Annotated in this window: 10 protein-coding genes; 3 read left to right on the top strand and 7 right to left on the bottom strand. The window is 60.7% G+C overall.

Translation table 11 applies throughout. The annotated features are described in order from the left end of the window. Window positions 1–71: 71 nt before the first annotated feature. From tssG to J4G43_RS37705, 7 genes are all read right to left on the bottom strand, one after another. The gene (tssG, locus tag J4G43_RS37735; protein WP_208088027.1) at window positions 72–1136 is read right to left on the bottom strand and encodes a type VI secretion system baseplate subunit TssG; all 1065 of its coding nucleotides are present in this window, start codon (window positions 1134–1136) and stop codon (window positions 72–74) included. Further along, window positions 1100–3067 carry a type VI secretion system baseplate subunit TssF gene (gene tssF, locus J4G43_RS37730; protein ID WP_208088026.1) on the bottom strand — a complete coding sequence of 656 codons (1968 nt, stop codon included), beginning with the start codon at window positions 3065–3067 and terminating at the stop codon, window positions 1100–1102. The genes tssG and tssF overlap by 37 nt, the downstream gene beginning before the upstream one ends. A gap of 1 nt (window position 3068) precedes the next feature. Next, on the bottom strand, window positions 3069–3614 hold the full coding sequence (tssE, locus tag J4G43_RS37725; protein WP_208088025.1) for a type VI secretion system baseplate subunit TssE: 546 nt from the start codon (window positions 3612–3614) through the stop codon (window positions 3069–3071). A 182-nt stretch (window positions 3615–3796) separates the two neighbouring features. Continuing rightward, entirely contained in the window at window positions 3797–4282 is a 486-nt protein-coding gene (locus J4G43_RS37720; protein WP_208088024.1) for an Hcp family type VI secretion system effector, read from the bottom strand. 48 nt (window positions 4283–4330) lie between these two features. Beyond that, entirely contained in the window at window positions 4331–5833 is a 1503-nt protein-coding gene (gene tssC / locus J4G43_RS37715) for a type VI secretion system contractile sheath large subunit (protein WP_028150765.1), read from the bottom strand. Window positions 5834–5849: 16 nt separating this feature from the next. Then, on the bottom strand, window positions 5850–6377 hold the full coding sequence (gene tssB / locus J4G43_RS37710; protein WP_208088023.1) for a type VI secretion system contractile sheath small subunit: 528 nt from the start codon (window positions 6375–6377) through the stop codon (window positions 5850–5852). A 127-nt stretch (window positions 6378–6504) separates the two neighbouring features. After that, window positions 6505–7818 (bottom strand): type VI secretion system protein TssA, encoded by a 1314-nt coding sequence (locus tag J4G43_RS37705; protein WP_208089524.1) that lies wholly within the window; start codon window positions 7816–7818, stop codon window positions 6505–6507. A gap of 353 nt (window positions 7819–8171) precedes the next feature. Here J4G43_RS37705 and J4G43_RS37700 point away from each other — a divergent pair, with 353 nt between their 5' ends. Genes J4G43_RS37700 through tagH form a run of 3 tightly spaced genes read left to right on the top strand, consistent with a single transcriptional unit; the run spans window position 8172 to window position 11980 of the window. Continuing rightward, the gene (locus tag J4G43_RS37700; RefSeq protein ID WP_208088022.1) at window positions 8172–10040 is read left to right on the top strand and encodes a type VI secretion system Vgr family protein; all 1869 of its coding nucleotides are present in this window, start codon (window positions 8172–8174) and stop codon (window positions 10038–10040) included. 5 nt (window positions 10041–10045) lie between these two features. Beyond that, window positions 10046–10609 (top strand): DUF6931 family protein, encoded by a 564-nt coding sequence (locus tag J4G43_RS37695; RefSeq protein ID WP_208088021.1) that lies wholly within the window; start codon window positions 10046–10048, stop codon window positions 10607–10609. Between the two features lie 12 nt (window positions 10610–10621). Then, window positions 10622–11980: a type VI secretion system-associated FHA domain protein TagH gene (gene tagH / locus J4G43_RS37690; RefSeq protein WP_208089523.1), complete on the top strand. Its 1359-nt coding sequence runs from the start codon at window positions 10622–10624 to the stop codon at window positions 11978–11980. The last annotated feature ends 10 nt before the right edge of the window (window positions 11981–11990 follow it).

The raw sequence follows: 11990 nt of genomic DNA, 5'->3' as shown, positions 1-11990 counted from the left end.
GCGGATGCCTGGCATCAAGCGGAAATTTCATCGAATCCCATAGCTTTAGGCAATCGGCGCTACGGATAGGTTCAAATCGCCGGGGCATCGGCTGCGGCGGCCCGACGGGCGCTCAAGCGCTCGCCGAGCTGAAAGCGGGCATCGCGGCGATATTCTTCTGTGGAAGTCCAGTTCGGCGAGACCCAGGTGGTCCATCCAAGTCGTCCGCTCTGTCCGAGCCTGACCGGGACGACCTCTCCCGCCGGAATGGCGAGCTCCACCTCCCATTCCAATTCGTCGCCGATATAGAAGAACACGGCGTCCGCCAGAGGCTCCGACAAGTTGCGCGCTTCGGTCGGCAAGAACTGTTCGTACTGGGTGAAATTCTTGACAAAGACTCGCACCCTGATCTTGTCCTCGACGCTGAATACGCGTGAGCCCAGAAGCGCGTCCCGGCCGAGCCTGGCATGGGTTCCGCCGAGCCGGCTGCAATGACTTGGGTCGAATGACAGCCAGGTGCCGACAAATTCGTCGATCTCGACCTTGACGTCGAACAGCCCCTGCAGGAACCGCGTCAACCGTGACGCACACTTCGCTCTGGGGGAGATTAGTCCGGCAAAGCTGAGCTTCGCCATATCCGGTACGGTGTCTCGATCAGCGAAAACGTCGGAGCCGAGGCCGGCGAAGGAGCCGACATAGGCGATGAAGCGATCATCCGCCGGACGGTCGTGCTGAGCGATCGGCCGCGCATCCGCCCAGGCGCGAAAGAAGAGTTGCAGAAAGCGTCCGTTGAGCAGATCGAGAAAGCGCGGGAAGGCGTCATCCCGCATCAGCCACCAGCTGAGGCTTTCGTCGGTGGTGGCAAGCGGCAGCGCGCCCTGCGGCCCCAGGAGACCGAGAAATTTGACGAATATCCTGAGCCGGCCACCCACGTCGTCGACGGCCGCAAGGTTGGAGGCGGGGAACTCCAGATAAGGCACTTGGCCGAGGTCGATATACTCCTCGCGGCGTGCAGCACTGTCACCGATCCGCGGTCGATCCGAGTTGGCGCGCTCGAGCTGGCGCAGCGTATTGAAGAAATCGAACCGCCAGGGCTCCGCCTTCATCTGGTCGATCAGCGTCATAGAGGTCTCCGCGTGCCCATGCGCGGCGGCCAACGCATGATCTCGCCGCGCTCCGGCGTCGAGACGACCGTCTGTGTGAAGGTATTGAAGCCCGAATAGTCGGCGAAGAAGCGCTCCAGCACGGCTCCGAGCAAGAACACGCCGCTGCCCTCGAATGCCTTCTCGTCGAGCGTGATGGTAATCTCCAGGCCGCGCGCTGCGCCGCTGCCGGTGCGCTCGCGCACCCGCCGTACGACGGGCCGGCTTTCTATGCTGCGCACACCGCGGATCTTGCGTTCCGTGGCGTCGTCGAACTGGTCGGCAAACAAGGACAGCATTTCGCGCAGGGCTCCGGCGTTCTTGCCGCCACCGCGCTCGACGAGGCCAAGATAGTTCAGGCTCAACATGTTGATCAGCCGCCAGCTGACGATTCCGCTGTTCGCGATCTCGCTGCGGCTGCGCAACTGGGCCACGATCGGTTCGCGTGGTCGGGTGGGACCGGCGACGCACATCAGATCAAGGGAAGTATCGTCCAGCAGGCGGAAGTCGGCGCCGCCCTGGCCGACCGGCAAGTGTTCCGTGAGATGCCGGTTGGAGCACAGCGCCCGGACGCTGAGTTCGGCGACCGCACCTTCGCCGCTAAGTTCACCGGGCTCCAGCAGTGACAGGAACATGTCCGTCCCGGTGTAGTCCGAGGATGCGCCATACGTCTTTTCTCCCATCGTGCGGCGCCGGGGCAACCGTCGAACGGTGAAATAAAGCCCCTCGACCGACCCGCTGGTCCGGTCGACGGCGGCCGAATACAGCGGGCGCACCGGCCGCTTGTCCTTGTCAGCCGGAAAGTGCGCGTAGACTTCGAGCACCTGGTGCGGTTCGTATTCCAGATAGCGGCTGCGATCGGGCACCACATGGTACTCGTGCGTATTCGATTTGACGGGGATGCGATCGCTCGTCTTCTCGAACAGGTTGATCGCCGGCGCGCTATAGAGCCTGAAGGTATCGGGCCGCACCGCGGCGGCAAGCCGTGAATTGTGTTCATCGAAAGCGAAGACGATATCGATCGATTTGCTGCGCAGCCGTGGCATCACGCTGCGAAGTCCCGTCAGGTTGAAGCCGAGGAACTTGCGTGGAAACATGAAATATTCCCGCAGCAGCTCCGAGCCGCGAAAGACCCGGTTGTCGTTGGGAAACAGCGACTCGTTCTCGTCGAAGCCAATCTGCTGCACGCAGTCATGGGGCGCACGGGTCACCACCGGATCGCCGAAATCATCGAGATGCCGGAAGTAGACGCCCCTGCAGTTCGAGATCAATTGCTCGTAAAGCGCAATGGCGTCGGATTCCGCGCCTGAAAGGTAGATCGGAAGTTCGCTCGTGCGGCACCCTGCAAACCAGGTTTCCGGCTTGGCCCTGGCCTCTGCGTCCGGCAGCTCCTCATCGAGCCGGGCCGCGGTACGGTGGGTCAACGACAGCCTGAGCCCGGCGATGACGTCCCCGCCGACGGGAATCCCGAGCGCCTGCAGCGCGCCTGCCGTCGAGAAGTATTCGGCGCCAGTGACGTCAAATGGCCAAAGAGCGATATCGCGGCAAAGTCGAAATCGGCAGGAAAGACTTCGTTCTCTCTCGCGATAGGTGGCGTCGAAATAGGCGCCGCGCACGATCTTCTTGCCATCGCGTAGCGCTGGGTCGGCATAGGGGGGGCGTGCCGTGACCAGCATGGCCGACGGAGTCGGGGCAAGGTAGTTCGGAACCAGTTGCTCGAGCAGGTTTGCAGTGAATTCCGGGAACTCGTGCTTGAGCTTGAGCTGAACGCGAGCGGCGAGAAATGCGGCACCTTCCAGCAAGCCCGTGATCATGGGATCTGAGCGATCCCGGATCAGCCCACCGAGGCGTTCTGCGATGCCGGGATACTCTTCGGCGAAATCCCCGGCCTGCTCGTAGAGCAGTGACAGTTCACGATTGTAAAAATCAAGGAATTCGCGGTTCATGCTAAAGTCGGTTGATCTGGATATCGCCGCTGTCGAGGTCGACGTCGGCGACGAACTCCACGGGGACGTTGAGCGGCTCGGCCTTCAGGTCGGCGTGAACGATGAAGCGCAGCTTGAGTTGCTCGGGGCCGACCGAGCCGTCGCGTCGGACCCGGATGGTGTTGCGATCGAGCCTCGGTTCATAAGTCGTGAGCGTCTCGCGCAACGCGTCGGTGAGCTCGTCGTCGGCGACCTCGTCGATCGAACGGTGGGCAATATCAGGGAAGCCAAAGTTCAGGATTGAGGTTCGGACGCAATCGTGGCCGTTCAGATCCAGGGTCGATTCCAGGGCAATGGTGTTGAGGAGCGTTTCGAGGTCATGGGAGACCTCGCGCCGGAGCAACGTTTCCGAGATTGGAAATCGGCCCGCGCTCCGCCGCCCTGCAATGACCCGCTCGCCAGACTCATCGCGTAGATTGAGCTTCTTGCGTGCGTCGCGCGCTTCATGGGCTGAGCGAAATGCCAGCATCAGTGGGGGAGAGAGCCGATCCTTCTTTGCAATGGTCATTCACGGTCCCCATGACGCCCAACTCGCATGCAATCCCGGGGGGGGCGCGCGTTGGTGTCCGACTTGGCGTCGCCCAGCAGGTTTTCGGGCCCGCAACCGGGCCGGACGAGAGGTGCGATCAAAATCGCACCGCTTGGCGCCGGTTCGCCAATCGCAACCGGCGCCAGGCGAGGGGCCGACAATCAGGCCCATTCCTTGTTGGCAGGAACATCCCAGCCAAACGTCGGCGAAGCTCCGGCGCCACCCTTCTCCGTCTGGGTCTTGTAGATCATCTTGACCTTCGCGAAGTTCAGACTCACGTTTTCGGTAAGGCGATCTTCGCCGTGCGATCCGCCTGTCGATACGCTCGTCACGAGAACCTGCTTCATCTCGATCTTGAGATATTCCAGCGGGTTTTCGCCGGCCTTGCGGACCGTCAGGATCGCGCTGTCGATATGCTTGCCGTTTGCGCAGACCTTGAAAAGTTCCGGCGTGGCCTTGTCAACGAAGTGCGTGAAGTGAAGATCCTGCACGCTGACCTTGCCGGCGCCGCCGCCCGATCCGCTGTGGAAGGTGCCGGTCTGGCTCTCGCCGAACGACCAGCTCAAAATATCGATTTCGTCTTTGTGCTTGTCGTCCAGCGAATCGCCCTTGATCGGATCGAGTTTCAGGAAGATGTCGACAGCCATAGCATGGTCCTCTCAAATTTCTGTGTGTACGGTTGCGATGCTGCAGCGTCAGGAGCTGGGACCTGGCAGGCGTGAAACCAGACTGAGGCCGACATCCATCGCTTCCAATTGAAAGTGCGGACGAAGAAAGAAGCGCGCGTTGTAATATCCCGGGTTCTCCTCGTTGGCTATGACCTCTACCTTCGCAGCGGCCAGCGGCTTGCGCGCTTTCTGAGCTTCTGACGACAGGGCTGGGTTGGCATCAACGTACTCGTTGATCCAGGTTTGCAGCCAGACCGTCAGCTCATCCTTCTCCTTCATGGATCCGATCTTGTCGCGAACCATGCACTTCAGATAGTGCGCAAAGCGAGACACTGCGAACATGTAGGGCAGACGTGACGACAGGTTGTCGGACGCGGTTGCATCCACGCCCTTCTCGCCGAAATACTTCTTCGGCTTGTAAAGCGACTGGGCGCCGATGAAGGCGGCCTTGTCGGTGTTCTTGCGATGGATCAGCGGGATGAGGCCCGCCTTTGCAAGTTCGTGCTCGCGGCGATCGCTGATGGCGATCTCGGTCGGGCATTTCAGATCGACGCCACCGTCGTCGGTCGGGAATGTGTGCGTCGGCAGATTGATGACCTCGCCGCCGGATTGCACACCGCGGATGCGCGTGCACCAGCCGAACTCCTTGAAGGCGCGGTTGATGTTGACCGCCATCGCATAGGCGGCGTTGATCCAGCCGTATTTGTCGCCGGTGTGCCCGTCTGTCTCCTCCTCGAAGGCGAACTCCTCCACGGGCTCCGATTTCGCGCCGTAGGGGAGGCGACCCAGCGCACGCGGCATGCACAGGCCGAGATAACGCGAGTCGTCCTGGTCGCGCAGTCCCTTCCATGCGGCATATTCCGGCGTGTCGAACACCTTGCCGATATCACGAGGGTTGGACAATTCGGTCCACGAGTCCATTCCCATCAGGGTCGGCTCGGCGCCGCTGAAGAAGGGGGCGTGTGCGGCGCCGGCGATCTTGCTGAGATCGCGCAGCAACTGCACGTCGGTGGGGAGGTGGCTGAAATAGTAGTCGCCGATAAGGCAGCCGAACGGCTCGCCGCCCAACTGGCCGAACTCGTATTCGTAGATCTGCTTGAACAATGGGCTCTGGTCCCAGCGCGCATCGGGGTAAAGCCGCAGATTACGATACAGCTCGTTCTTCGAGACGTTCATGACCCGGATCTTGAGGTTGGCGTCGGTCTCCGAGTTGAAGACCAGGTAGTGGAGGCCTCGCCAGGTACTCTCGATCGCCTGGAATTCGGGTGCGTGAATGATCTCGTTCATCTGCGCGGTCAGCTTCTGGTCGATCCGCGCGATCATCTCCTCGATAGTGTCGAGCACGTCCGACTTGATGACGCTCGAGTCTTTCAATGCCTCTTGAACGAGCGTGGATACCGCGTTGTCGACCTCGGTCGCTGCGCGCTCGGTGCGCGGTTTGAAGCTTTGCTTCAGCAGAGTGGCAAACTCGTCAGCTTCGACGGTCTTGACCTGGGTGGTGCTCTCTTTGTGAACAGCTTCTTTTGCCATGGTCCCCGTTCCTTCCTTAGCTCTCGGTGCCAGGTTCGGTCGACTGGCTGATCGCGCGTTCCCGAAGCGCTGCCATCAGCTGAGGATCGGCCAGAAGTTTTTTCAGCTGGTCCTCGGCGGCTACCTTGCCATCCATGTAGCGAAGCAGGTTGGCAAGTTGTTCGCGCGCCTCGAGCAGCTTGGCTGTAGCCGGCACCTGGCGGGCGACGGCCACGGGAGTGAAGTCGGCCATCTTGTTGAAGCGCAGATTGACCGAAAGTTTTTCGTCTGATCCGTCGCTGAGACGATTGGTGACGCGCGCCGTCACGCCGGGCTGGATTGCCGCCATGCGGCTGTCGAAATTGTCCATGTCGAACTCGAGGAATTTGCGCTCCTCGACCTTCGTCTTCTCGACGCCGGGGTTATTGCCGGAAAGGTCAGAGAGGACGCCCATGACGAACGGCAGTTCGATCAGCCGCTCGGCGTCGTAAGGATCTTCGTATGTGATGTGCACGCGTGGTGCGCGATTTCGACGAATGAATTTTTGACCGCTATCTGTAGCCATGGTTCCCTCACTACGAAATCGCTTTAGACGTCGAATTTGCGCGACGCAGATCGGCTAGGGGACTTCAAGTTGAAGCGGTCGGCAAACATCCTTGTGTCCATTTAGTGCCCTCGAGCGAAAGCTGGGTTCAATGCGATCTGTCGATTGTTTTAAGCGCTCCCTCAGGAAGAACATCATTCAAAAGGCTGAGAAAGTCTCGTTGCGCGAGGTCGCGCGCGCGATCTGCCAAAAAGGGGATGGGGCTGGACGGCTCTGCGGTTCGGAAAAACGACGCCACCTTCGCCAGCAGGCCCAAGGCTTGCGTTCTGCTTTCCACTGAAAATACAATGTCTTGGGTGTTGTTCTCGGCCGTCGATGAGAGTGACGTGGCGAGTTCCGCCATCCGTTCGATCGGCAGGTCGAAGACCTTGTCGCGTCCGATGTTGATCGCAGCGCTCTCCACGTGCGCAGGCACCAGCATCCGCATAACTTCAATAAATGACTTGCCGACCATCTCCTGCGCTTGACGCACCAGCAACAGTGCCGGGTTGGATGGTTCCATTCGGGCAAAATAGTCTGCCACTGCTGCAAGCGCTGCAGATGCCTGTGCGGATGAAGTCACCACCCCGGTCGTGTCTGACGGCGCCTGTGTATCGACAGGACCGACATCTTCCGCGGTTGCGGCGATCGCGGCCGGATCGCGCAACGCGACAAGACCCGCAAGCCAGGCAGCCATGCCGTTAACCAAGCCAGAGAGCCTGTCGAGGTTGATCGGTTGCCCCGCGTTCAACTTCTCGTGCCAGGTTTGCTTGATACCCGCGATTTCAGCAGCGACCGCGGAGCACCGCCCGCTGGTTGCCTTGAGAGTGTCGAGATCTGTCTCGCTGACGATGCGCTCGATGGCCGCCAGATCAGGCCCGTCGGCGTCGGCGTCGCCGGCGGGAATTTCGCCGTGAGCGATCTGATAGGCACGGTAGTTGAGGTTGCCGTGTCTGCGGTTCTCGATCAGGGGAAGGAACTGGAGCGGGTTGATCACGGTCGGGAACACGTCGATCGCCTCGACTGTGACGGCGCGAAGTGCGTAGTCGCCGTCCTCGCCCTTCGGATGCACCGCCTCCCACTGCTCGCGCAGTAGCAGGTTGGTCGCCTTCAGGCAGCAGAGAAAGCCGTCGAGATCGCGGTTGAGGATTGAAAACTTGGCTAGCAGCAGGTTCAGACGTAGATCGCGGGTCCGCGCCAGAATGGGCTGCGCGGCGGCAAACTGGCCGGCAAAATCGACTGCCTTTGGATCGAAGCGTCCACGCTCTCCGTTGGCATTGACGACCTCGAAGAACGACATCGGCAGCAGCGATTCCGCACCTGCGAAGAAGTTCAGATATTGGACGTCTCCGATGGCGTCGAGATCCGGCCCGCAGGGATCGTCGGCGGCAATGGGCTGCGTCAGGGAGGCGACGTCAAGCATATGCGGACCGTCCATCTGCTCGATCACGGCCCCGCTGCCGAGCCCGTGGCGACTAGGGGATCGCCCGGGGGCGCATGATCCGGAATCTATACCTATGGGTCAGATGCCTGCCGACCTTGGTTCATTCCCGAAGATCATGCCATTTTCGCGTGAACCGGCAAGCTCTTGGAGCCGACTACTTGATGGCCCGGGGTAGTTCTTTGGCGGCCGTTGTGGAACGTCAGGATGCCCAGCCCTGGGGCGGGCTTGCCGGCACAGCCGGCGGCACGCAGGATTTCCGCCGTTCTTGCATAACGTCTGATCAGCTTTTTTTGCAGCGGGTCATTCGATCGAAGGAGGGAGTTTAAGCCCACATGGGCCAGCTTACTCAGGATACCCGCCTCTGCGAACTCAAGACGCCTCTTGGCAAGGACGTTTTGGTTTTTGCCGGATTCGAAGGCTCGGAAGGTCTCAGCGAACTGTTCGAGTATCGCATCGAGTGTCTCAGTGAGGATGCCGACCTCGACTTCGACCGCGCTATCGGTCAGCAGTGCACGCTGACCATAAAGCTGCATGAAAAGGAGCGCGAGTTCAGCGGCATTCTGACTGAGGCCCAGTGGCTCGGGGTGAAGAACGATTATTTCAGCTACCGGATCGTGCTGAGGCCCTGGTTATGGCTGCTGTCGCGGACCACCGATTGCCGGATCTTTCAGGACAAGAAGGCGCCCGACATCATCAAAGAGGTCTTCAACGAACGCGGCTTCACCGACTATGAATCCAAACTCACCGAGGAGGGTTCTTGTCCGAAGCTCGAATATTGCGTTCAGTACCGCGAGACCGACATGAACTTCGTGTGCCGGCTGATGGAGCAGCACGGCATCTACTACTTCTTCAAGCATGAGGGCGGCAAGCACACGCTGGTGTTGGCGGACTCCAAATCGTCGCACAGTCCGATCAAAGGTCTTGCTACGATTCCCTACATCCCGCTGGCGGGTGCCGACCGGCGAGGCGAGCAGCACATCTATGAATGGGTATCGGAGCGACGGTTTCGTACCGGCAAGATCGAACTCAACGATTACAACTATCAGAAGCCCAACGCTCAGATGATCAGCGACGCCAAGGGCTCCGAGCATTACACTCGGTCGGAGATGGAGTTTTACGACTATCCCGGGAAGTTCAAGGAGAAATCCGACGGCGAGCGCTACGCGAAGATCCAGCTCCAGGCAGAGCAAGCGATGGATCGGCGTCGCCGCGGCAATGGCGACGCCGTCAACCTGTTCCCCGGTGGGCTGACGAAGCTCGAAAAGCACTCCAAGGACTCTCAGAACGTCGAATACCTCGTGGTGCGAGCTGTGCACTCGTTCTCGATCGAATCCTATCGCACCGGCGGTCCGAGCGACGCAGGGCAACATGTCTATTTCGGTAGCTACGAGTTCTTGCCGAGCGATCGGCCGTTTCGAGCGCTGATGATGACGCCGAAGCCAAGAATCAACGGCATCCAGACGGCCAAGGTGGTGACCAAAGACGATAATTCGAGCGAGGAAATCGACGTCGAGTCTCTGGGCGAAATCTATGTCCGCTTTTTTTGGGATCGGAAGAAGAAGCGGTCGTGCCGGTTGCGCGTGGCTCAGGTTTGGTCCGGCAAGCGCTGGGGCGGTCAGATCATCCCGCGCGTTGGACAGGAAGTCGTTATCGAATTCCTGGAGGGGGATCCGGACCGGCCCCTGGTGATCGGCACCGTGTACAACGACGAATACAAGCTGCCCTACGATCTGCCGTCGAAGAAGACGATTGCGGGATTGAAGTCGGACTCCACCAAGGGTGGCGGCGGCTTCAACGAGTGGAACTTCGAGGACAAGAAGGGATCCGAGAAGATCACGGTGCATGCCGAGAAGGACCACGACGTAACGGTCCGCGACACCGAGACACGTACGATCGGCGAGGCTGCATTTGGCGGCGACACGCGCAACACCACGCTCAAGAACGGCAATGATAAGCTCGATATCCAGTTGGGTGGTCAGCACATCACTTTGGCCATGGACCAGTCTGTCAATGCAGGCCTCAGCATCACGCTCATGGCCAATGCCAACATCACCCTACAGGTGGGTCCTTGTCAGATCATTCTGACCCCGGCGGGCATCGTCATCAACGCGCCGACGATCGCCATGACGGCGCAGGCCGGCATGGCGCTTGCTGCCGGTGGTCCGCTGGTCGCCCACGGCACTCCAACCCTTGTCGGTTGACGGTCATGGGACAAGTTCGGTTCGGTACGGTTCAGGATCTGTTTCAGGCCTATCCCTTGGCGCGTTATGATGTCGGCAAAGCCGACGCTGACAAGCCTTCGCTGGACTTCCTTCAGGAGGCCGCCGATGCGCGGAATTGGCACCCGGCCGTGTCTTACTGTGCCTATCTGCTTCCCAGGCGCGTAGCAGTTGCCTGGGGATGTCGCTCTCTGCGACTGATGTTCGACCATTTCGACGCCAGCGATACCAGGTCGCTCAATATTGTGGAGACCTGGGTCCGGCAACCGGACGAGCAGTCCCGGAACAAGGCGCTGGCTGTCGGCAATGCCAATGATCCTGAGCAGCCAGCGACATGGCTGGCGCTGGCGGCTGGCTGGTCCGGCGGAAGCGTGGTTCCCCCGGAATATGCGCCCGTGGAAGCTAAGCCAGATCAGGCCGCGCGGGCGGTGCGTGCAGCACTGCTGATCGGCCTCTGCCGGCTCCCCCGTGACTCCCGGGACCGGATAATGACGTCATGCCTAGAGGATGGTATTCAATTGGCACGCGGCGAACCGCGCCCTCCGCGCTAACGAGACGATGTGATGGTGCTTCGCTTTAATATCGAGAACGAACCGAACCTTCCGGATGGCGGACCTGTGTCGTTTACAGTCACCGGCAGGCGTTCAGTCGATATTGGCCGGGACCGTCACCTCGACTGGACGCTGCCGGATCCGGCGCGGACGATTTCCGGAAAGCATTGCGAGGTGCACTTTCGCGACGGTGGCTATTGGCTGCACGACGTTTCGACAAACGGCACCTTTCTCAATGGTGCCGACCAGCGCATGCGGGGGCCGCACCGCTTGCGCGACGGTGACCGACTCACGATCGGCCACTACATCATCGGAGTTTCGCTGGAGAATGAGGCTGGCGGGGGCAGCCCAAACCACGAGGCGCAACTGCGCGAACCCTCGGTCCAGCAGCATGCCGACTACGGAGAGCTTTGGACAGCCGATCGTGACGTTCCGCCGCCGATCGATCCGCAATTGCTGAAGAAGCCACGCGAGGCTGCGCGGCCCGTCAATCCGGGGTTCCTGGATTGGGCGGCGAGCGTCCCGGCACCGGGTGTAGACCCGTTCCGACGGTCACAGCCGGCGTCTCCGTACCAACCGTCCGAGCAGGACGACGACATGAACTGGGCGGCCGGTCCAGCCAACGCGCCGAAACCGCAAGTCGAGCGCCCGCCCATCAAGCCGACCCCACGCCGGCCGTCGGTATGGATCGATGATGAACCAGCCGCTGCCCAGCCGCCAGCATCGCCATCGCGCCCGGCGCAAGCGGCAGACGAGGGACCTGTCACGGCCAAGCCAGTCGGCGGTACCGAGTTCGCGCGACTGGTGGCGCGCGCTGCAGGATTGCCGGACAATTTCTTTGCCAGCAAGTCCGATGCCGAACTCGCCGAACAGCTTGGCGTCATCTTGCGTATGACCGTGGATAATCTGATGGCGCTGCTGCAGGCGCGGACCCAAGCCAAGCAGCTGACCCGTAGCACCAGCCAAACCACCGTCCAAGCCCTCGAAAATAATCCGCTGAAGTTCTCGCCGACCTCGGAAGAAGCGATGCGCATTCTCTTTGGGCCGCCGACGCGCAGCTACCTCGACACACAGCGCGCCTTTGCGCAGGGCTTCAGTGATCTCAAGTCACATCAGTTGAAGACCTACATGGCGATGCAGCACGCTGTCCATGAACTGATTGCGGGCATAGATCCAACGCTGATGGCCCGCGAGCTCGAGCTTCAGCGTGGCGCAAGCTCCTGGCTCGGCACGAACAAGGGCAAACTCTGGGACGAGTTCTTGACGCGCTGGAAGGCGCATCTCGGCCGCGACAACAGCGCGCCGATCGAAACCTTTATGTTGCATTTCTCGAACTATTACGACCGCGGTGACAAGCCCGGTTCAAAATAAACTATCGGCG

Source organism: Bradyrhizobium barranii subsp. barranii, assembly GCF_017565645.3.
Lineage (GTDB): Bacteria > Pseudomonadota > Alphaproteobacteria > Rhizobiales > Xanthobacteraceae > Bradyrhizobium > Bradyrhizobium barranii.
This window is presented reverse-complemented; position numbering and strand designations above follow the sequence as displayed.